Raw genomic sequence first — 21820 nt, forward strand, 5'->3', positions numbered from 1 at the left:
ATTTTTTACTTGGGAAATGGGTAGTCTCCGCACAGGTCCGTGCGTGAATCTACGCTTTGTGGTACCCGATACCTCAAAGTGTATTTCTGTACGCCTGAGGAAGACAGAATCCAAACGTGATTAGGCGAGGCATATGATCAACATTAAAAAAGGTCTCGACTTACCAATCACCGGTAGCCCTGAACAGAAAATTTCGGACGGTCCTAAGGTTACTCAGGTAGCCGTAGTCGGTCCGGACTTCGTTGGTATGAAGCCAACGATGGCTGTTCAGGAAGGTGATCGAGTCAAGAAAGGCCAGGTGGTATTTACTGACAAGAAGACCGATGGCGTTCAGTACGTCGCCCCGGCCTCTGGTGTGGTAAAAGCCATCAACCGCGGCGAACGCCGTGTACTCCTCTCCGTCGTTATAGAGATTGATGGCAACGACGAAGAAACCTTCGACAGTTATCCAGCTGACAAGCTTGCTACTCTGAGTGCAGGCGACATCGAGAAGAATCTGGTGGCATCGGGTCTGTGGACCACGTTGCGTACCCGTCCTTTCTCTAAGGTGCCAGAACTGGGTAGCCGCCCAGAGGCCATCTTTATCAATGCGATGGATACGAATCCTCTGGCCGCTGATCCTCAGGTTGTGATCAGTGCCGATGCCGAAGCCTACAAGCAAGGTGTTACGATCATCAGTCGCCTCACTGATGGTAAAACCTACGTGTGTAAAGCACCGGGCGCGTCTGTACCAAGCGCGGGTGTTGAGCAGGCTGAAGAATTTGGTGGTCCGCACCCAGCGGGCCTGACGGGTACGCATGTTCATTTTCTGCATCCAGTGAGTGAAAGCCGTACCGTCTGGAGCATTGGTTACCAGGACGTGATTGCGATCGGTAAGTTGTTTACTACGGGTAAGCTGAATACGGATTGCGTTATTGCGTTGGCTGGCCCTCAGGTGAAGAACCCGCGTCTGGTTCGCACTCAGGTTGGTGCTTCTCTTGCCGAGCTGACTAAGGGTGAGCTGAAAGACGGCGAGAACCGTATTATTTCTGGTTCTGTATTCGGTGGCCGCAACGCTGCCGGTGATCTTGCCTTCCTTGGTCGTTACCACACCCAGGTATCCGTGCTGGAAGAGGGCCGTGAGCGTCCGATGCTGCACTATCTGCGTCCAGGTTTTGATCGCTTCTCTGCGATGCCGATCTACGTTACCAAGCTGATGAAGAAGATGTTCGACTTCACCACGACCACGAATGGCTCTGAGCGGGCTATGGTGCCGATCGGTACGTACGAACGCATTATGCCACTTGATGTTCTGCCAACTCAGCTGCTGCGCGCGCTGATCGTTGAGGACATGGAAAGTGCCATTGCTCTGGGGGCACTGGAGCTGGATGAAGAGGACCTCGCACTGTGCAGTTTCGTCTGCCCAGGTAAGTACGAATACGGTCCAATTCTGCGTAAGAACCTCACCAGAATTGAAGCGGAGGGTTAATTATGGGCCTGCGTAGTATGCTCGACAGCCTCGAGCCTCACTTTTTGAAAGGTGGCAAGCTTGAGAAGATGTATCCGCTTTATGAGGCAATTGATACAGGTCTGTATTCGCCTCCAAGCGTGACCAATAACACTGCTCATGTGCGTGATGGTATCGACCTTAAGCGCATCATGATTACCGTTTGGGTATGTACCTTCCCGGCGATGTTCTTCGGTATGTACAACATTGGCCTGCAGGCGAACGACGCCATCGCAGCCGGTGCTGGAACGCCGCTTGAAGGCTGGCGTGAAATGCTCATCGCTATGCTTGGCGGTGGAGCACATGACGCTTCCAGCCTCTGGGATAATATGGTCTTTGGTGCGGCTTACTTCCTGCCGGTTTATGCCGTTACCTTTATCGTAGGTGGCTTCTGGGAAGTCCTGTTCGCGACTATCCGCAAACACGAAGTGAACGAAGGCTTCTTCGTAACCTCGGTGCTGTTTGCTCTGACCTTACCGCCAACGATCCCGCTTTGGCAGGTTGCTCTGGGTATTTCCTTCGGTGTTGTGATCGGTAAAGAGATCTTCGGTGGTACAGGTAAAAACTTCCTGAACCCAGCACTGACGGGTCGTGCTTTCCTGTTCTTCGCATACCCGGCTCAGATGTCAGGTAACGCAGTATGGACTGCAGCCGATGGCTACACAGGTGCAACTGCACTGGGTCTGGCGGCTGAGGGCGGCGTTCAGAACGTTGTTGAATCTGGTATCACCTGGATGGACGCGTTCCTTGGTTTCGTACCGGGCTCCATGGGTGAAGTAAGCACACTGGCCATTATGATCGGTGGTGCAGTACTGCTGGTGATGAACATTGCTGCATGGCGTATCGTCGCCGGTGTGATGATCGGTATGGTGGCAATGACGCTGCTGCTGAATGCCGTTGGTTCTGATACCAACCCACTGTTTGCTATGCCTTGGTACTGGCATCTGGTTGTTGGTGGTTTCGCGTTTGGTATGTTCTTTATGGCAACCGACCCAGTATCTGCCTCAATGACCAACAAAGGTAAGTGGTTCTTCGGTGCACTGATCGGTGTGATGGTAGTGATGATCCGTGTGATCAACCCAGCCTACCCAGAGGGCATGATGCTGGCGATTCTGTTCGCTAACCTGTTCTCACCACTGATTGACCATTTTGTGGTTCAGGCAAACGTTAAACGGAGGGTGGCACGTGTCAGCTAATAACGACAGCATCCAGAAGACACTCATCGTTGCAGTTCTGCTGTGTCTGGTGTGTGCAATCATTGTTGCAGGTGCGGCGGTTTCACTGAAACCTCTGCAGGTTGCGAACAAAGTTGAAGACAAAAAGAAAAACGTTCTGGCAGCTGCAGGTATGTTGCAGCCAGGCGTGAGCGTTGAAGAGCAGTTCAAGAAAATCACGACCCGTATCGTGAATCTTGAAGAAGGTCGTTTTGCGACGGAAGCCGAGCTGGCTGAAATCAAGGCCGCCGGTCTTGATCCGCAGAAGTACGATCAGCGTAAAGCCTCTAAAACGCCTGAATTGTCCAAGCCTCTGTCTGGTGATGAAGATCCGGCCAGCATTAAGCGCATGGAAAAGTACGCTGAAATCTACATGATCGAAAACAACGGTGAAATCGAGAAGATCATTCTTCCGATTCACGGCTACGGTCTGTGGTCGACGCTGTACGGCTTTATCGCACTGAAAGGCGACATGGATACCATCGTTGGTCTGGGTTTCTACTCTCACGCAGAAACACCAGGACTGGGTGGTGAAGTCGACAACCCATCGTGGAAAGCGATCTGGGAAGGTAAAGAGGTTTACGACGACAGCGGCGACGTTGCTATCAAAGTTGTGAAGGGGCCTGCGGAGCCGGGTAACCCATATCAGGTCGATGGACTCTCTGGTGCTACTCTGACAAGCCGTGGTGTAAGCAGCCTCGTGCGTTTCTGGGTAGGCGACCGTGCTTTCGGCAGTCTGCTAACCAAACTGAAAGAACAGGGAGCCTGAGATGTCACAGATTAAAACTGTTCTGACTGAACCGCTCTTCAGTAAGAACCCGATTGCCGTACAGATCCTTGGTATCTGTTCTGCACTGGCGGTAACCACAAGTCTGCAGGTGACACTGGTAATGTGTCTGGCACTGACTTCGGTAACGGCGTTGTCTAACACAGGTATCGCACTGATCCGGAATCACATTCCGAACAACATCCGTATTATCGTACAGATGACCATCATTGCCTCGCTGGTAATCGTGGTAGACCAGGTACTGAAAGCCTTCGCTTATGAAATCAGTAAGCAGCTGTCGGTATTCGTTGGTCTGATCATCACCAACTGTATCGTAATGGGTCGCGCAGAAGCCTTCGCTATGAAAAATGGCCCGGTTCTGAGCTTCTTCGACGGTATTGGTAACGGCCTTGGTTACTCGGTGGTACTGATCACGGTTGCGGTGATTCGTGAACTCTTTGGTGCGGGTAAGCTGCTGGGCTTCGAGATTCTGCCTCTGGTCACCGACGGTGGCTGGTATCAGTCTAACGGTCTGCTGCTGCTGCCACCTTCAGCCTTCTTCATCATCGGTGGTTTCATCTGGGTACTGCGTACCTGGAAGAAAGATCAGGTGGAAGAGTCTGAATTTAAAATTCTGCCAAACACTGAACACAGCGGAGGTCACTGATGGAACACTATATCAGCCTGCTGGTTAAGGCAGTCTTTGTTGAAAATATGGCGCTGGCCTTCTTCCTGGGGATGTGTACCTTCCTCGCGATCTCGAAGAAGATTCAGACGTCTCTCGGTCTCGGTATCGCGGTTGTTGTTGTACTCGCGATTACCGTGCCGGTTAACAACCTGATCTATACCTACCTTCTGAAAGAAGGTGCGCTGGCGTGGGCCGGTGAAGAGTTTGCTCAGGTCGACCTCAGCTTCCTGGGTCTGCTGACCTACATCGGCGTTATCGCGGCGATGGTTCAGATCCTTGAGATGGTGCTCGATAAGTACTTCCCATCACTGTACAACGCGCTGGGTGTATTCCTGCCGTTGATTACGGTGAACTGTGCGATTCTCGGTGCATCACTCTTCATGGTTGAGCGTGACTACAGCTTTGGTGAATCAACGGTCTACGGTGTGGGCGCAGGTGTCGGTTGGGCACTGGCGATTACTGCACTGGCAGGTATCCGTGAGAAGCTGAAGTACAGCGACGTACCGGCAGGCCTTGAAGGTCTGGGTATTACCTTTATGACGGTTGGCCTGATGTCTCTTGGCTTCATGTCATTCTCTGGCGTATCACTGTAAGGAGTCGGTTGTGGATATAGAAATCATACTCGGCGTTGTGATGTTCACCGTGATTGTACTGTCACTGGTGTTCATCATCCTGGGTGCTCGCAGCAAGCTGGTTAACTCCGGTAAGGTAAAAATCCTGGTGAACGGTGAGCGTACCGTTGAAACAGAAGCCGGTGGCAAGCTGCTGAACACACTGGCAGCCAATAATATCTTCCTGTCATCAGCCTGTGGCGGTGGCGGTACCTGTGCGCAGTGTAAGTGCATCGTGAAATCTGGTGGTGGTGAAATGCTGCCTACAGAAGCGTCGCACTTCACTAAGGGTGAAGCCCGTGAAGGCTGGCGTCTGTCTTGTCAGGCACCGGTTAAGCAGGATATGGAAGTGGAAGTTCCTGAAGAGGTCTTCGGTGTTAAGAAGTGGGAAACCACGGTTGTATCTAACCCGAACGTTGCGACCTTTATTAAGGAGCTGACGCTTGAACTGCCTGAGGGGGAGAACGTTGACTTCCGTGCCGGCGGTTACGTTCAGCTTGAGTGTCCTCCGTACGAGATTAACTTCTCTGACTTCGACATCGAAGAAGAGTACCGCGGTGACTGGGAGCGTTTCGGCTTCTTCGATCTGAAAGCGGTCAACAAAGAAGACACCATCCGTGCTTACTCGATGGCGAACTATCCGGAAGAGAAGGGCGTTGTTAAGTTCAACATCCGTATTGCTACGCCGCCTCCGGGCAGCAAAGGCATTAACCCGGGCATCATGTCGTCTTACGTCTTCAACCTGAAGCCAGGCGACAAAGTGACGGTATACGGTCCATTCGGTGAATTCTTCGCGAAAGATACTGACGCTGAAATGGTGTTCGTGGGCGGTGGTGCTGGTATGGCGCCAATGCGTTCACACATCTTCGATCAGCTGAAGCGTCTGAACTCTAAGCGTAAGATCAGCTTCTGGTACGGTGCACGCTCGCTGCGTGAACTCTTCTATCAGGATGAATACGATCAGCTTGCCGAAGAGAACGACAACTTCGAATGGCACGTTGCTATGTCTGACCCTCAGCCAGAAGATAACTGGGAAGGTCTGACCGGCTTCATCCATAACGTACTGTATGAAGAGTACCTGAAGGATCACCCGGCACCGGAAGATTGCGAGTTCTACATGTGTGGGCCGCCAATCATGAACCAGTCGGTGATCAGCATGCTGGAAAACATGGGTGTTGAACCCGAGAACATCATGCTTGATGACTTCGGTGGCTGATTACCAGTTGCCGTAAAGAGAACCGCGCTTCGGCGCGGTTTTTTTATGTCCGCAAATGGCACTGTTGTTGTGCATTCGGGCCTTGAACTGTTGATTAAATGGAAAGAGTTATTTGAACTGGGCCAATCTGACGCCATATTTACACTAAACAATGACTTAACACCGGATTCAGGACATCCATAACTGACTAATTCCGGTATCATGTCGCAACAGTGTAATGCTCCATCGCTACACTGCGTAGAGTAACTGACGTAAACCAACTGAGTTGTCTATGAGTAAATCAGTACAGAAAGAAAAAGCCCCCATTAACTGGACGGCGACCATCATGTTCATCGTGACGACAGGCGTTGCCGTCACACTCGTACCTTGGTACGGCATGACCTATGGCTACGAAACTTCAACCTGGGTCTCCTACCTGGTGCTGACCTGGATTACCGGCATGGCGATTACTGGCGGTTACCACCGTCTTTGGTCTCATAATGCTTATGATGCCCACCCGATTCTGCGTGTCTGGTATGCGCTGTGGGGTGCGGCAGCGCTCGAGAACACCATCCTCGACTGGTGTTCTGGCCACCGTGTACACCACCGTCACTGTGACGACGTGGATAAAGACCCGTACTCTGCGAAGCGCGGTTTGTGGTTCTCTCACATGGGTTGGATGATTCGCGAATACCCAAGTGGTCGCGTAGATTTCGCCAACGTGAAGAATCTGATGAAAGACCCAATCGTTATGTGGCAGTACAAGTACTATGTGCCTATCGTGTTTGCGATGAACATTGGTGTACCGCTGGCACTGGGCCTGATCTTCGGTGATGTATGGGGCATGCTGCTTCTGGCGGGCTTCCTGCGCATCGTGACGACTCACCACGTAACCTTTTTCATCAACTCGATTGCTCACAAGTGGGGCTCTCAGCCGTACACGGATGAAAACACAGCGCGTGACAATGCATTCTTCGCATTCCTGACGCATGGTGAGGGTTATCACAACTATCACCACATCTTCCAGACTGACTACCGTAACGGTATCCGCTGGTTCCACTGGGACCCAACCAAGTGGTTCATTAAAGGTTGCTCATACGTGGGTCTGACCAGCAATCTGCGCACGGTTCCGGATTTTAAAATCCGTCGTGCCATGGTGAAGATGCAATTTAAACGCGCTCAGGAGAAGCTTGCGAAAGCTGAAAATTCTGAGAAGTGGACTGAACTGCTCGAGAAAGAATACGAGAAGTACCACGCCATGCTGAATGAATGGGCAGAAGCACAGAGCGAAAAACTCGATGAGACGCGCAAGCAGCTCAAAGAGAAGTGGGAAAAGAACGCGATTCGTCAGCAGTACCACGAACTCGAAGAGCAACTGCACGAACAGAGCCAGCGTATTAAGTCTCTGATGGCTGAATATAAGGCATCTGTCGCTTGATACAGATCAGATTCTGAGTAAGTAAAAAACCGCGCCTCGGCGCGGTTTTTTTATTGCCGTTAAATTGTACCTGAATACAGGTTTCTGTATTTCGCTTGCAAAGTATCAGTAGGGAAGACGTGCGATTCCAGAATCGTTAGACTTGCGTCTATCAAATTGTGGAAGGGCTGATCATGGCAAACATCGTAATTACTGGGGCAAACCGGGGAATTGGACTGGCATTGGCGAAGCTTTACGAAGCGCGCGGTGACTCAGTTACAGCGGTTTGTCGCGAAACCAACGACGAGATCGAAGAGATCGCCGATCAGGTGCTGTCAGACATCGATATTACGAATGAAGAGCAACTGCCGGGCATTGCCATGGTACTGGACCGGATTCTCGATGATCCCATCGACGTATTGATCAACAACGCAGGCTTATTCACTAACGAGACTCTGCACGATCTCGACAGTGATCGCATTCGCGCACAGTTCGAAGTGAATGCCATTGCTCCACTAATGGTGACCCGTGAGCTCCTGCCGTTAATGGCTGAAGGCACTAAGATTGCGAATATCACCAGCCGTATGGGTTCAATCGAGGACAATACCTCAGGCGCGTACTACGGCTATCGTGCTTCAAAAGCGGCGGTCAATGCTATCGGTAAAAGCCTCGCGAATGATCTGAAAGAGCACGGCGTAATGGTGGCTCAGATTCATCCGGGTTTCGTACAGACACGTATGGTTGGGTTTAACGGCGATATCTCGCCAGAGCAGGCCGCAGAAGGTATTGCCGCCCGCATTGACGACCTGACCCTCGAAACAACAGGTAGCTTCTGGCACTCTAATGGCCAGCCGTTACCTTGGTAAGTCACCTTCAGGGATTCAAATAAGGATTCACTATGAAACCGCGTATTTTAAAAAAGCACCACAGCCGTTATCTTGCTGAGTTTCTGGTTGAGTGCAGCCAGAACCCTGAGTGGACGAAAAAACTTCAGGGATTAAACGAAGAAAACAAACTCGATACCGCCGTTGAAGGGTTACCGAAAGAATTTCTTGAAGACTTTCCGGAAGCCGAGCAATACAACCTGGCCTACAGTGTTGAGCGTGTCGACCTGAGCGAAGTCCCTCGCGCGGCTTCCTGCTGGTGGCCGGTCGACGAAGAAACGCATTACTACGTTGCGTACCCAACGGCGTTTCCTGAAGCGAAGCTGTATCTGGCCATCGACTTTGACGATCATTCCGACTGCTGTCATTAATTGATACCCGTAAGGAAGCTGCATGACACCCGATGAATTGCACGAGCGTTTGCGTGCACAGAGAGATCTGTTTAACGAAGAGCACTCGACGCGCCTTCACCGTGCAATCAGCTGGTGGCGTGCAGCCCAGGAGCAGCAGGGCAATGCAGACCTGCAATTCATCACAGCGTGGATTTCTCTCAGTGCCTGTTGCCTGACGGACGAAAGCCAGCCGGGTAACAGCAGCTTCCTGAAACTGATCGAACAGTTGGTCTCCCTCGACAAAGAACAAGCCATCTACGAAATGCTCTGGCACCAGTACTCTGGTTCAGTAAAAGCCTTGCTCAAAAACCAGTTTGTGTATGGCCCGTTCTGGGAAGCACAGCGTCAGGTTGCGGTGAATCCAACCGCAGAAAGCGATTGGAAAGAGCGCTTTGAACGCTCATCGGTCGAAGCATTGAACTGTCTTAGCCGAAAGAAGGTCCCTGAGTTGCTGGCACTGACGCTTGAGCGTCTCAGTGTACTGCAGGAGCAGGTGATTGGCGGTGGCGCGACCTTCAACAGTCGTGTGAACCGTGAGCAGGTCGAAACCGGCTCAAGTCTGCTGATGACACTTTTGCCTGTCGTTCTGAACATCATGCTTGAGCACCCGCATGAAGACTGGGGTACGTTGGCATTTCCTGTAGTTTCCAATTAGTCTCTCATTAGATTCCAGACAGTTTCAGGCTGAAAGCACTGAACCTGTTGCTCATTTCTTAGTCATAACAATTACCTTGTTGGGTATTCTCCCACTAAGGAGAGGTTATGAAACATAGAAACAGTGAGGAACATCGTATCGAACAACGTCTGCGCAGAATCGAAACACAACTTCAGGATATTCTGATGGCACTTGATCACCAATCGTCCGAGCGTCCTGGTGACGATGATCAGAGTCTGCTTGATAGTGCCCTGCGTGAACTCCAGAGCAACCGAGATGATATTGCTCTGAGACTTTTTGCCATGGAAGCGGCGAATGATCCTGAGCATGGACCGGAATCAGACCCAGAGCACGACATATAGAACACTCTGGGCCTGTGGCGTAATTCTTACGCCGCTTTCTCGTCGGCGGACTCCGCCGGCGTGATGTCTTCAAACGTCATATTGGCGTTCTTCTGAAGGCGCTCCATAAAGACTTCACCAAACAGAGAACCCGGCGTCCAGAAGCCACCTTTGCCCCAGCGTTTTTTACCACGGTTGTGGTAGTCGAGTGCCAGGCAAACAGCCGCTTCGCCCAGCATTTTGCCGGTGAAGCCGTAGCCCGGATCTTTGTCGCCGGTCACTTTGGTAGCAATCACGGGTTCTTTGCCGTGCTTGTAATCTTTATCGTAGCCGTAGAAACGGATATCAAAGTAACCGCTTTCCTGCTCTTTAGGAGATGGTCCCTGGCCTGGTTTAGGCAGAACGAATTTTTCCAGTAAAGCACGGGTTGGCTTGATGGCGGCACCCACGATAAAAGCACCCAGTCCGAGTGTCATGGCTTTGGCCATGCGACGACCTTTGGCGCCTTTGCCTGTCAGCATGCCCTCGTTATAAAGGAAGCGCTCACCGTATTCTTTTTCGAGTAACGCATTGGTGCGATGAACCACTCGGGTGTTAATCGCCGCCATAATGAAAGGCATACCCCAGGCATTCGAAGCACGATCAAAGAAGGCACCCTTGATATCAGGCTGTTTCGCGCGGAAACCATGATCCGGCGGACACAGCGAGTAGGGGTTGGCGAGTTCTTTTTTCAGTGATGGGTTTGCCATTACCTCTTTGGTCAGTTGCAGCATACTTGCGATGGTGCCGCCTGACATCCCGCCTTTGGCCGCCTTAACACGCATCTCAACTTTGCTGACGGTGTGGCCGACTTTTTCTTTAGCAAGCTCTTGCAGGTGGCGCACGCCCATATCTGATGGAATGGAATCAAAACCACAGCAGTGAACGATACGTGCGCCGGTTTCTACCGCCTGCGACTCGTATTTATCCAGCATACGTTTAATCCACTGTGGTTCACCGGTGAGGTCGCAGTAGTCAATGCCAGCGTCAACACAGGCTTTTACCAGTGGTTCTCCATACAGAGCGTAAGGGCCCACAGTAGACACCACCACGCGGGTTGAGTCGCAAAGCTCGGTGAGGCTGGCTTCGTCGGCTGCGTCGGCAATGATGTATTCAACGTCTCCGGCATCGTCACCGAGAATCGGCGCCAGTGTGCCGCGTACCTGCTGAAGCTTACGCTCAGAACGGCCAGCAATTGCCCATTTCAGATCTTTGTTCCAGCCGTATTGCGCAGCGATGTAGCGGGTGAGAATTCCACCCACAAACGAAGTGGCACCAAAAATAATGACGTCATACTTACCGCGTGGCATGTATCGCTCCTTAAGCTCAGTCAAAAGAGGGTTTGAGAAAGATGAGATAACACTAGCAGCCTTTTAGTTACTTGAAAAAGGGGCAATCCGGCCGTTTGGCAGAGGTAAAGTTTGCATATACGGAAAAACATATATATGGTTTGGCGTATGTATTGGCTGGCAACTTCTGGTAAAGGCTACGAGTCGAAATAGAAGGCTTAAAAACAATGACACCCGTTGAACTCATGAAACTGCTCGCCGATGAAACACGGCTGACCTCAGTGATTGCAATGAAATCAGGGCCAAGGTGCGTCTGTGACCTGATGGAGATACTGCAACTCAGCCAACCCAAAGTATCCCGGCATCTGGCGATTTTACGCGAAGCCGGTCTGGTCGAGACCGAGCGTCGCGGCCAGTGGGTTTACTACTCCTTAGTACCTCAGCTACCTGCGTGGGTAGATCAGACCATCAACGCGCTGGCACCTGTCGTCATCGAGTCCGTAATGGAATCCACCCCCGGAATAACGCTCACCCCTGGAGAACCGTCAGCGTGCTGCTGACGTCTGACTTATGAAAATACTTTTTATCTGTACCCACAACCGTTGTCGCAGCATCCTCGCTGAAGCACTGACGCGTCATATTTCTGAGGGCAGAATTGATGTCCGAAGCGCCGGTAGCCAGCCTGCAGGTGTCGTGTTTCCGGGCACATTGAAATACCTCGAAAGCCAGAATATTTCCACTGAAGGTCTTGTCAGCCAGAGCTGGGATGACCACGAAAGCTTTGCTCCTGATGTGGTGATCACCGTGTGTGACAGCGCAGCGGGCGAAACCTGTCCGGTCTGGTTTGGCAATGCAGCACGGGTACACTGGGGCTTACCTGATCCATCAAAACTACCAACAGAAGACATGCAGCAAGGCATGTTCAGAGAAGTAGGGGAGATGATGCAGCAGCGCCTGTCTCAACTGGCTTCTGCATCATTGAATGAGCTTACTGATAAAGAATCACTCGAAGCCGCGATCGGGCAGCTTCTCACACCGGAGCGTTTTTCCTGATGGGTATTTTCGAACGTTATCTTTCTGTCTGGGTCGGGCTTGCCATTATTGCAGGTATCGGTGCCGGTCTTTTTATGCCCGAGGTATTTCAGGTAGTAGCTGATGCTGAGGTTGCGAATGTTAACCTGCCGATTGCGGTACTCATCTGGTTGATGATTTATCCGATGATGATGCAAGTCGATTTTGCATCGATCAAAGACGTCACTAAACAGCCACAAGGTCTTGCGCTCACACTGGTGATTAACTGGCTGGTTAAACCATTTACCATGGCGGCACTGGGCTGGTTGTTCTTTCATCACATATTTGCGGATCTGGTGTCACCTGCCACCGCACAGGAATACATCGCAGGCATGATTCTGTTAGGCGTTGCGCCATGCACAGCCATGGTATTTGTCTGGAGCCACCTGACACGCGGCGATGCGAACTACACCCTGCTGCAGGTATCGGTGAACGACGTCATTATGATTTTTGCATTTGCACCGATTGCGGGTTTCCTGCTCGGCGTCTCCGATATTGAAGTCCCGTGGGAAACACTGCTGATCTCAGTCGCCTTGTATGTGGTATTGCCGTTAATCGCTGGCGTTATTACCCGTAAAGCGCTGGGCGCTGACGGTGTGGCACGCTTATCTGAAACCTTAAAGCCGCTGTCTATTATCGGTTTACTTGCGACCGTACTTATTCTGTTTGGCTTGCAGGCGCCGCGCATCGTTGAGAATCCTCTGGATATGCTGCTGATCGCCATTCCTCTGCTGATTCAGACCTACGGTATTTTCGCGATTACCTACTTTATTGCGATCCGTCTGAAGCTTAAGCACAACGTCGCTGCACCTGCTTGTATGATCGGTACGAGTAATTTCTTTGAGCTTGCGGTTGCGGTCGCGATTGCCTTATTCGGCCTGAATTCGGGTGCTGCACTGGCTACGGTTGTAGGTGTTCTGGTTGAAGTTCCTGTGATGCTCTCGCTGGTTGCTTTTGCTAATCGTACTAGGCATTGGTTTGAACCGTCCTGATATGACCAGAGCGCTTGCTGATGATGTCGGCTTAGGTGACCCGCAGGCGACATTGCGGGTATACCTTGCTAACCGACCGTCGCTCGAACCCTTCGCTTATCCGGGCGATGTCATGCCTCTGGCAGACGGTGACATTGCTCAGATCAATTCGCACGAAGGTAATCACTGGCGAAAAATTTTTAATGTCTTTGCCAAGTTTCTGTATGAACTGAAATTTGACGGTACCGAGGATTTCAGTTCCTGGCAGGATTACCGCGACTCCCTGATGCTCCAGCCGGGAAGCCAGGTTGCTCTCTGTTATGGAGCGCCTTGTTACGGGGCTCCTGGTAGCGAGGCGCCAGCCAGTCAGATTATTTTGATGGGCAAGCAGTTCGCTGAAGAATGCGGATTTTTCAAAACGAATGGTGCAAAATGGCTCGACAGCAGATTTGCGATCAATGATACCGGTGTGATTGTGTGCCCGTACTTTGATTACCGCCAGCTATCCGACGAACGTATTCGTTACCTGGTATCTCTGCTGTAGGGTTCAGAACCTACCTCAAGACAAGGGAGCACAGCTCAAATGGCAGGGTTTGCAGAAATAGGCATGTTGAATTTTATCAGCCTCGGCTGGTTAATCTTCTGCTGGTTTGGTTACGCTAAATTTGCTCACTATCGGGCTAAGCGTTCTGCGTCTTTGTCGTCGGTGCTGCACGTGCATCGTATTAACTGGATGCGGCGCATGCTCAAGCGCGAGATACGTGTTGGGGATGCAGCGCTTCTGGCAAATATCGAGCGTAACGTAAACTTCTTTGCTTCATCATGCGTGCTGATCATTGCCGGTCTCCTTACCGCACTGACCGCAACCGATAAAATCAGCGCTATGCTCAGTACCGTCTCGTTTGTTGAAGGCGATTCACTGACCGAGCTTGAGTTTAAACTGGCAGTGCTGGTAGTCATCTTTATCTACGCCTACTTCACCTTTACCTGGTCAATGCGTCAGTTTGGTTTTGCCTCGGTTTTAGTGGGCGCTGCACCTATGCCTGACGACAATTCGGTGACTCCCGGTGATCGTCGCAGTATGGCGCTATACAGTGCAAAAGTGATTGATCAGGCCAGTCACAGTTACAACAACGGGCTGAGAGCCTTCTACTTTTCGATGGCCGCACTGAGCTGGTTTGTCTCTGAGTGGGTGTTTATGGGCACCGCAGCATTAATTACCGCTGTGCTGTATTCACGCGAGTTCCGTTCCAGCTCTCTGAAGGCGCTTAAGCAGGCTGAAAACGTGGGCGATAAAATCTTTACTGACGACAAAGAGCTTTATCGTCAGTAATCCTACCTGCTGCTTCAGCTTTGATTCTTTTTCCGCAACAGCTCAGCGTTACCACCAATCGCACTGGTGTTAACACTGACAGTACGTTCGCAGGCAAAACGTTTTACATAATCGGGCCCACCCGCTTTCGGGCCAGTGCCTGAGCGACCCAGGCCGCCAAAGGGCTGTACACCCACCACGGCGCCGATCTGATCGCGATTAATATATACGTTGCCTACGCGAGAGGTGCGCGCAATAAAGCCCGACACTTCAGGATTGCGGGAATGCACAGACAAGGTCAGACCGAATCCCGTGTTATTAATATCTTCAATAACTTTCGGCAGGTCAGCATTCTGGTAACGGATGACATGCAGGATCGGCCCGAAGTGCTCGTCGTCCAGTTCTGAAATTGATCCAATCTCGTACGCAACGGGGGCTAAAAAGAAACCTTCTTCGGGAATGTTATCGACTTGAGCCAACAGCTCGCCATGACTTTTTAAATGGCGGATATGAGCAAGCATACTGTTCTTTGCTTGCATCGAAATCAGCGGACCGACATCGGTTGATACATCGCCTGGATTTCCTACCACTAACTCATTCATAGCGCCTTTTAATAAGCGGATGACTTCATCGGCAATATCGGATTGCAGATACAAGGCTCGCAATGCTGAGCAACGTTGCCCGGCACTGCCAAAGGCAGAGCGTAAGACGTCTTTAACGACTTGCTCAGGCAGTGCGGTCGAGTCAACGATCATCGCATTCTGACCTCCGGTTTCGGCAATAAATGTCGCGATGGGGCCACGACGATGGGCGAGATCCATCGCGATTTTATGGGCTGTTTTATGAGAGCCTGTAAAGGCTACGCCAGCAATGCGAGCATCGTTGCAGAATACATCGCCCAGTATCGGGCCAGCCCCCGGTACACACTGCAGTAATTCTTGTGGTACGCCCGCAGAATAAGCAAGTTCAACAGCACGTGAGGCAATCAGACTGGTGGCTTCTGCAGGTTTGGCGATGACGGCATTGCCAGCGGCGAGTGCTGCGCTGATCTGACCGATAAATATCGCCAACGGGAAATTCCAGGGGCTGATACAAAACCACACACCGCGACCTTCATAGTGCAATTGGTTTAATTCGCCGGTCGGGCCGGGCAGGGCTATTGGCTCGGCAAAACCTTCATCAACAAAGCCCGAATAATAGCGACAAAAATCGACGGCTTCGCGAATCTCATCCAGGGCGTCCTGCAGGGTTTTACCAGCCTCACGCACACATAACATGATCAACTCATGTCGGTGGGTTTCGAGTAAATCAGCCAGGGTCAGCAGCCAGGTTTTTCGTTGGGCGGCAAACGCAGGACGCGGTTCGTTGTTCCAATGAGTAAAGGCGCGTTGGGCAGTATCAATAATGGCGTACACATCGTCTGGGTGCGTCCATTGCACCAGACCCACTTTGTCGTGTGCAGAGAAGGGGCAGCCCACTACGATATCCGGCTGATAAGTGGTCAGACTGCTGATTCTCACCTGAGGGCGAGCTTGCCACTGGTGAGATTTCCAGCGCTCTAAACCTGCGAGTAATGAATCGGTTTCATCGCGGTTATTCAGGTTGAGCCCGGCCGAGTTTTGGCGCGGTGCAAGAATATTGGCCGGCGCGGGAATGTCCGCTGCGGGCGCAAAATGGTGCTCGCGGGCAAGCTCCAGCGGTGACTGTGCCAACGATTCAGGGGTGATTTCAGACTTCCATAAGTGATGCACAAACGAAGTGTTGGCGCCGTTTTCTAATAAGCGCCGCACCAGATAAGGCAGCAGTTCTTTGTGCTCACCGACCGGAGCATAAGTACGCACGTAGTCTTTGCGTTTGCTTTGCCAGGCGTCATACAAAGGCTCGCCCATGCCTTGCAGGCGTTGATACTCGCAGACGTCGCTCTTGTTCTCGCTGCTGTCTCCCGACGACAGTGCATCCGCCATCGCTGATACGGCCATTAAGGTGTGTGCATTATGAGTGGCAAACTGCGGATAAATGCCCGTGCTCTTCAGCATAAAGGCGGCACAGGCCAGATAAGAAAGGTCCGTATGTTCCTTGCGGGTGAATACCGGGTAACCGGGTAAGCCACGTTGCTGCGCCAGTTTGATTTCGTTATCCCAGTAGGCACCTTTCACTAAGCGTACAGGGATCTTCACCGCGTGCTCTCGTGCTAACGCATCAAGCCAGCCCAGCACGGGCAGAGCACGCTTGCTGTAAGCCTGCACTGCGAGGCCAAACTGACCCCAGTCAGCGCCTTCGCTACGCAGTACCTGTTCAAATAATTCCAACGACAGAACCAGGCGATCGGCTTCTTCGGCATCAATGGTGACAGGCACCGAGAGTTCACGGGCTTCACGTACCAGAGTTGCGAGGCGATCATAGAGCCTGACCTTAACGTCTTTGCGTTGGGTATCTTCATAGCGTGGGTGCAGGGCAGAAAGCTTAATTGAAAGCGAGCAGGGGCGTTTAGATGCACTAGTGGTTTTATTAGAGTCTTCGTTCTGAAGTGCGATCTCTTTTAACGCCGCGCGATAGCTGGCCAGATACTTCTCGGCATCGTCATCACAGAGTGCCGCCTCACCCAGCATATCGAACGAGAAGGCATTCAACTCAGAGTGCGTGCGCTCGGCATTGGTACGAGCACTGGTGATGTCTTCACCCAGCACAAACTGATTGCCCAGCATCTGCATGGCGTACTGTAGCGCATTGCGGATAACAGGTTCGCCGGGGCGGGTAATCAGGCGACCGAGTGCGTTCTTTAACCGCGCCATGCGGCCACTGACCGACAAGCCACGCGTTGCCATATTCACCCAGTGGGATGGGCTATGGCTCAGATGCTTCTCCCAATCCGCCTGAGAGATCTCCGCGCGGATAAAGGCATCACGTGATGACTTATCAGGGATGCGCAGCAAAGCCTCGGCGATAATCATCAGTGTCAGGCCTTCGTCGTTATCCAGGCTGTACTCCTGCATAAACTGATCAAACAACGACAGCTCATCGGTATGCTCGCGCAACTCAGTGATCAAGCGACAAGCCTCACGCGACGCATGGGCCAACAAAGGCTCAGACATCTGCTCGGCCATCGAACGCACCAACTGAGTCTCGTCGGTGCAACCGCCTGTGTAATACCCTGCACGAATCAACGCCATCCAGCCCGACGCTGGCACCGCCGCCATCTTGCCCGTGAGCATACGTTCTGCACTGAAGCTCTCAGCCATAAGCCACCTTAGTTATGTGTTCCTTTTATAAGTCTAGGGCCAGATGGCAGGGGCTGCATCCTAGCAGTTGGCAAAAACTAGTAATAAAGTGCTAGATCGGCGATTAGCGATGCGGACAATCTGAATGTAAAGAGAAGGGGAACATACATACAGTATATTTCGGCGTTTTCGGGCAAAACTGGCACGCTTTACATTCGCGCTTGCGCGTTTTACCGGTGGGTAGTACGGTAAACCGTATACGAAACAGACAGTTACAGACTTGGTTTACAAGTTTATGTGCGCAGGACTATCGAAATAACAGGCGTGCGCGTTTTTCTGGAAAGGAGATCTGAGTTATGGAAGATTCTTCAACGACGTCAATGAGTTACCTGGGAAACCTCGAAAGAGTGTCCCAGGATAAATGCGCACGCACACTAACAAGCTGTTAGAGCTAGGAGTTGTTGTGGAGCTAATGACTAAGGTTTTGGCTTTCTGGGGTGCAATCATTTCCACAATCGCTTTGATTTGGAATGTAAGGAATTCGCTTACTGATCGTGCCAATTTAAAGTTAGTTGGTGAGCGAGGGTATATCATGCGATTCCAACTAGAGGAAAGTGAAAAAAAATCACATAAAGCAATTCTTGGGAACCTAAAGCCAGAGGAAGATAAGGCAGATAGGCTAAAAATATATGCATACAATGTTGGTAAAAGGCCGATTGTAATAAGCAAAGTAGAAATTAAGTACCGGAAACGTGCTGGAGAAATAAAATGGCAGTTCTGGAGGAAATGGCGCAATGGAACAATGACTATGACTTCGGATTTCCCCAGAAAACTTGATGCTGGTGACTTTGCCCTCTTTGAATATGGCTGGCACGTTGTTAACGAAGATTTTCATGATGTCATTTTGACGACTGCAGATGATAGGAAATACCGTCTAACAAAAACCAATATTAGAAAGATGAAAGAGAACCATGATAGAGAGCTCAAGGTTTTCCTAATAGGCAGAAAAGGCTCTAACAAATCAAGCAAACAGGACGCGCAAAAGCCGCGCGCCTCTTCTTGAGGCGTTAAACGTCTTTGTGTAAAACCTCTAGATCATTAATCAACAAAATTATGGAATTTATATGGAAAATGGACCGTTCGGTTCAAAGAATGTAATTGAATCGAAAATATCAGAAGACACGCTTAAGAGCTTTCTAGTTGGTTTTGATTTAGATGACGATGGAGTTAGCAAATATAGGTGGTCTCAACTTGTAACAAAAATCACAAATGTAATCCATGAATTTTCATTTGGATTTCATGAAGGTACAAGCACTGAAAACACACAAACTCTAGAAAAAATTATTGAAGCTGCAAATTCAATTTATAAAATAGATGAATTTCAGAGAGTAAGAGACATCTATCAAAATAATGGCCATATTGACGATGAGCTTGATGATAAGTACCTCAGAAGAGGAGAGTTTGGAGAGCTAATCCTTCATTTGATACTAAGAGATCACTTCAATACAATACCTCTTCTCTCAAAAATATATTTTAAAGACTCGCTTGGTCATACAGTCCATGGTTTTGATTGCGTACACATTGAGCCAGAATCGAAAACGCTCTGGCTAGGAGAGTCCAAGCTCTACCTTGATCCGAAGCGTGGATTGAGCGAACTCATAAAGGATATAGAAGAGCATTTTAAAGTTGATTACTTAGATTCAGAGTTTGGTTTGATTGCAAAGAAAATAAAACATTTTGACAATGTACCAGAATCTGAGCACTGGAAAAAATTATTCTCTTCATCAACAAAGCTTAAAGACAAATTAAACGAAATCTATATTCCATTGTTATGCACATATAGTTGCGACTTATTCTCAAAGTACGATGATGAGGAAAATCCTAGATTTATTGATGAATATGAGAATAAAATCAGGGAATTACAAAAATATTTTAATGACAGAAACAATCATCCACTGAAGTCAAGATTACGAATAATAGTAATACTTCTCCCTGTCCAGTGTAAGAAGACACTTGTAAAAAAACTGCACCATAAGCTCTCCCTATTACAATCCGTTGGAGAGTAGAAATGACTGAAATACTGGAGAAAATACAAACAGCAACTGAATTCAATAGTTCAGAAACATTTGATATTTATCGTCATTGTGCAGCAACTCTGATTCAAGATGAAGAAGAAGGTATTAATCTTTTAATTCACGTATTAAATTCAAGAGAAAAGTTTTCAATTTCACTGGATGAAATGCTAGCTGACTTGGTAGAGTCTATCGGCTTCTATCCATACCTAAAAAAAGAAAGCTTAAATCTTTCATCAACCAGTTCCAGGATCAGACAAGTAGCTAGTTTATCTTCAAACATAGAAGACAAGTATTTTCATGAAGAACAAAAATATGTTCTCGATTTATTGAACTCAGATAAGAATGTAATTGTAAGTGCTCCTACAAGTTTCGGTAAAAGTTTGCTCATTGAAGAGATTGTTGCATCTTATAAATATAAGAATATTGTTGTAATACAACCAACGTTGGCGCTATTAGACGAGACCAGAAAGAAACTCTCGAAGTATGAAGAACATTACAAAATTATAGTTCGAACATCACAAGAAGCATCTACAGAGAAAAGTAATTTATTCCTTTTAACCTCAGAGAGGGTTAACGAATACCAAAACTTGCCAGATATTGATTTTCTTATCATTGACGAGTTTTATAAATTAAGTTCAAAGAGAGACGATGAAAGATCGGATTCTTTGAATAATGCATTTAGATATATTCTAGAAAAGTTTAACCCTAAGTTTTATCTGTTAGGACCTAACATAGAGGGAATATCTAAAGGGTTTGCAGAAAAGTATAATGCTGTTTTTTACAAAACAAACTATAGCCTAGTTGGGTGTGATGAAATTAATATATACCAAGAGCACAAAGGTAAATTCGGTGCGCAAGGAGAAAAGAAAAAGTATAAGGAAAGAGTACTATTTGACTTGCTATATGACCTCAAAGAACAGAACACTATAATCTATTGTTCGTCCCCAGCTAGAGCCAGATATTTATCAGCTGAATTCTTAAAATACTTGATCGAAAAAAATGAGTCTCCTCGAAATCGTGATCTGTCAATCATAGACTGGATAGAAACCTATGTCTCTGAAGACTGGACTCTTGTTGATTGTTTAAAATATAGAATTGGAGTTCACGATGGTGCTTTACAGAAGCATTTAACATCATCGATCATTGACTATTTTAACAGCGGAATATTGAAGACTCTATTTTGTACAGCAACAATAATCGAAGGTGTCAACACAACTGCAAAAAATGTAGTCTTTTTTGATCACAAAAAAGGAAGAAATACACCAATTGACTTTTTCGATTATTCAAACATTAAAGGTAGAGCTGGACGGTTAATGGAGCATTATGTTGGTAGAATTTTTAATTTCAACCCAACACCCAAACATGACCAAATATATATTGACATTCCTTTTTTCGAGCAAAACCCTATTTCAGATGAAGTACTTATAAATATCAATAATGAGAACATTCTAGATAAGGAAAGTGAACAATATCAATATTTATCAAAAATACCAGAGAACGAAAAGGAGATATTTTCTAGGAATTCTCTCTACATTCGAGGCCAAGATTTGCTGATCTCAAGAATCAGGCAAGACATAAGAGAAAATTATGAACTGATATGTTGGGATTCCACCCCAAGATACAGACAACTTGAATATTGTTTAGGACTTGCTTGGGATTACCTTATAAAGCCAGGCGAAAATGTTAACCCAATGACAAAGAAAAAAATTGTTAAGGTTACTTTTGACTATGGCATCAATAAAAGCATAATCGAATTAGTAAAAAACAACTTTGTTTATAAGAAAAAGCTTGAACGCTATGATAGTTGGAGTGACAAAGAAATACTCGATGAATCAATACGAGATAGCTTTCAGATATTGCGTCACTGGTTCCAATATAAAATTCCAAAATGGTTGCTTGTTGTAAATGAACTTCAAAGATTTGTTTGCAGTGAGCTGGGTGTAAGGCCGGGAAATTATACATTTTATGCAAGCTCAATCGAAAGTGATTTTGTTCGAGAAAACCTTACCATTCTTGCCGAGTATGGTGTACCAAGGTCAGCAATAGACAAAATAGAAAAATATATAGATAAAGATCTCAATCAAGATTTGGTAATAAAAGAAATTATCAACAAAAAAATACATGAGAAGCCTGAGTTCTTAAGCTATGAGCGTGAAAAATTAATATCCAACTATACCGAAAGAGACATTTAACAAG

21 protein-coding genes are annotated in these 21820 nt (G+C 48.6%); 19 read left to right on the top strand and 2 right to left on the bottom strand.

Features of this window, described 5'->3' with window-relative positions; translation table 11 throughout:
* The first annotated feature begins 133 nt into the window (after positions 1-133).
* From B3007_RS11860 to B3007_RS11910, 11 genes are all read left to right on the top strand, one after another.
* Positions 134-1468 (top strand): Na(+)-translocating NADH-quinone reductase subunit A, encoded by a 1335-nt coding sequence (locus tag B3007_RS11860; protein WP_076516184.1) that lies wholly within the window; start codon positions 134-136, stop codon positions 1466-1468.
* 2 nt (positions 1469-1470) lie between these two features.
* Positions 1471-2682, top strand: coding sequence for an NADH:ubiquinone reductase (Na(+)-transporting) subunit B (locus B3007_RS11865; protein ID WP_273088976.1), 1212 nt, complete (start codon positions 1471-1473; stop codon positions 2680-2682).
* Positions 2672-3469: a Na(+)-translocating NADH-quinone reductase subunit C gene (locus tag B3007_RS11870; protein ID WP_076516188.1), complete on the top strand. Its 798-nt coding sequence runs from the start codon at positions 2672-2674 to the stop codon at positions 3467-3469. Before B3007_RS11865 ends, B3007_RS11870 begins: the two co-directional genes overlap by 11 nt.
* A 1-nt stretch (position 3470) precedes the next feature.
* The gene (locus B3007_RS11875) at positions 3471-4133 is read left to right on the top strand and encodes an NADH:ubiquinone reductase (Na(+)-transporting) subunit D (protein WP_068442891.1); all 663 of its coding nucleotides are present in this window, start codon (positions 3471-3473) and stop codon (positions 4131-4133) included.
* Positions 4130-4747 (top strand): NADH:ubiquinone reductase (Na(+)-transporting) subunit E, encoded by a 618-nt coding sequence (gene nqrE / locus B3007_RS11880; protein ID WP_245820096.1) that lies wholly within the window; start codon positions 4130-4132, stop codon positions 4745-4747. Before B3007_RS11875 ends, nqrE begins: the two co-directional genes overlap by 4 nt.
* A gap of 10 nt (positions 4748-4757) precedes the next feature.
* Positions 4758-5981, top strand: a complete 1224-nt coding sequence (gene nqrF / locus B3007_RS11885; RefSeq protein ID WP_068442897.1) for an NADH:ubiquinone reductase (Na(+)-transporting) subunit F — start codon at positions 4758-4760, stop codon at positions 5979-5981.
* A 271-nt stretch (positions 5982-6252) separates the two neighbouring features.
* A complete protein-coding gene (locus B3007_RS11890; protein WP_076516190.1) occupies positions 6253-7398 on the top strand; it encodes an acyl-CoA desaturase in 1146 nt (381 codons plus the stop codon).
* A gap of 173 nt (positions 7399-7571) precedes the next feature.
* Positions 7572-8243 (top strand): SDR family oxidoreductase, encoded by a 672-nt coding sequence (locus B3007_RS11895; protein WP_068442900.1) that lies wholly within the window; start codon positions 7572-7574, stop codon positions 8241-8243.
* Between the two features lie 32 nt (positions 8244-8275).
* The gene (locus B3007_RS11900) at positions 8276-8632 is read left to right on the top strand and encodes a hypothetical protein (protein WP_076516192.1); all 357 of its coding nucleotides are present in this window, start codon (positions 8276-8278) and stop codon (positions 8630-8632) included.
* 22 nt (positions 8633-8654) lie between these two features.
* Complete coding sequence (locus B3007_RS11905; RefSeq protein WP_076516194.1) at positions 8655-9308, top strand: hypothetical protein; 654 nt, start codon at positions 8655-8657, stop codon at positions 9306-9308.
* A gap of 107 nt (positions 9309-9415) precedes the next feature.
* Positions 9416-9670: a hypothetical protein gene (locus B3007_RS11910; RefSeq protein WP_068442909.1), complete on the top strand. Its 255-nt coding sequence runs from the start codon at positions 9416-9418 to the stop codon at positions 9668-9670.
* 26 nt (positions 9671-9696) lie between these two features.
* Here the strand turns inward: B3007_RS11910 and B3007_RS11915 are convergent, their stop codons facing one another.
* The gene (locus tag B3007_RS11915; RefSeq protein WP_301377363.1) at positions 9697-10998 is read right to left on the bottom strand and encodes a saccharopine dehydrogenase family protein; all 1302 of its coding nucleotides are present in this window, start codon (positions 10996-10998) and stop codon (positions 9697-9699) included.
* A gap of 206 nt (positions 10999-11204) precedes the next feature.
* Between B3007_RS11915 and B3007_RS11920 the strand changes: the two genes are divergently transcribed.
* From B3007_RS11920 to B3007_RS11940, 5 genes are all read left to right on the top strand, one after another.
* On the top strand, positions 11205-11537 hold the full coding sequence (locus tag B3007_RS11920) for an ArsR/SmtB family transcription factor (RefSeq protein WP_301377362.1): 333 nt from the start codon (positions 11205-11207) through the stop codon (positions 11535-11537).
* Positions 11538-11547: 10 nt separating this feature from the next.
* Positions 11548-12030 (top strand): arsenate reductase ArsC, encoded by a 483-nt coding sequence (locus B3007_RS11925; RefSeq protein WP_301377360.1) that lies wholly within the window; start codon positions 11548-11550, stop codon positions 12028-12030.
* Complete coding sequence (gene arsB / locus B3007_RS11930) at positions 12030-13040, top strand: ACR3 family arsenite efflux transporter (RefSeq protein ID WP_301377358.1); 1011 nt, start codon at positions 12030-12032, stop codon at positions 13038-13040. The genes B3007_RS11925 and arsB overlap by 1 nt, the downstream gene beginning before the upstream one ends.
* The gene (locus tag B3007_RS11935) at positions 13027-13563 is read left to right on the top strand and encodes a DUF6942 family protein (protein ID WP_301377357.1); all 537 of its coding nucleotides are present in this window, start codon (positions 13027-13029) and stop codon (positions 13561-13563) included. Before arsB ends, B3007_RS11935 begins: the two co-directional genes overlap by 14 nt.
* A 63-nt stretch (positions 13564-13626) precedes the next feature.
* Complete coding sequence (locus B3007_RS11940; RefSeq protein ID WP_217693593.1) at positions 13627-14352, top strand: DUF599 domain-containing protein; 726 nt, start codon at positions 13627-13629, stop codon at positions 14350-14352.
* A 14-nt stretch (positions 14353-14366) separates the two neighbouring features.
* Here B3007_RS11940 and putA read toward each other — a convergent pair whose 3' ends face one another.
* Entirely contained in the window at positions 14367-17570 is a 3204-nt protein-coding gene (putA, locus tag B3007_RS11945; protein ID WP_301377355.1) for a bifunctional proline dehydrogenase/L-glutamate gamma-semialdehyde dehydrogenase PutA, read from the bottom strand.
* A 400-nt stretch (positions 17571-17970) separates the two neighbouring features.
* On the opposite strand from putA, the gene B3007_RS11950 reads away from it, so the two are divergent.
* The 3 genes from B3007_RS11950 (at position 17971) to B3007_RS11960 (ending at position 21816) form a co-directional block, all read left to right on the top strand.
* Complete coding sequence (locus B3007_RS11950; RefSeq protein ID WP_301392229.1) at positions 17971-18612, top strand: hypothetical protein; 642 nt, start codon at positions 17971-17973, stop codon at positions 18610-18612.
* A 61-nt stretch (positions 18613-18673) separates the two neighbouring features.
* Positions 18674-19615 carry a HamA C-terminal domain-containing protein gene (locus B3007_RS11955; protein ID WP_301377352.1) on the top strand — a complete coding sequence of 314 codons (942 nt, stop codon included), beginning with the start codon at positions 18674-18676 and terminating at the stop codon, positions 19613-19615.
* A 2-nt stretch (positions 19616-19617) separates the two neighbouring features.
* Positions 19618-21816 (top strand): DEAD/DEAH box helicase, encoded by a 2199-nt coding sequence (locus tag B3007_RS11960; RefSeq protein WP_301377351.1) that lies wholly within the window; start codon positions 19618-19620, stop codon positions 21814-21816.
* Positions 21817-21820 lie beyond the last annotated feature (4 nt).

Origin of the sequence: Thalassolituus sp. UBA675 (genome assembly GCF_002297765.1) — a bacterium.
Lineage (GTDB): Bacteria > Pseudomonadota > Gammaproteobacteria > Pseudomonadales > Oceanobacteraceae > Thalassolituus.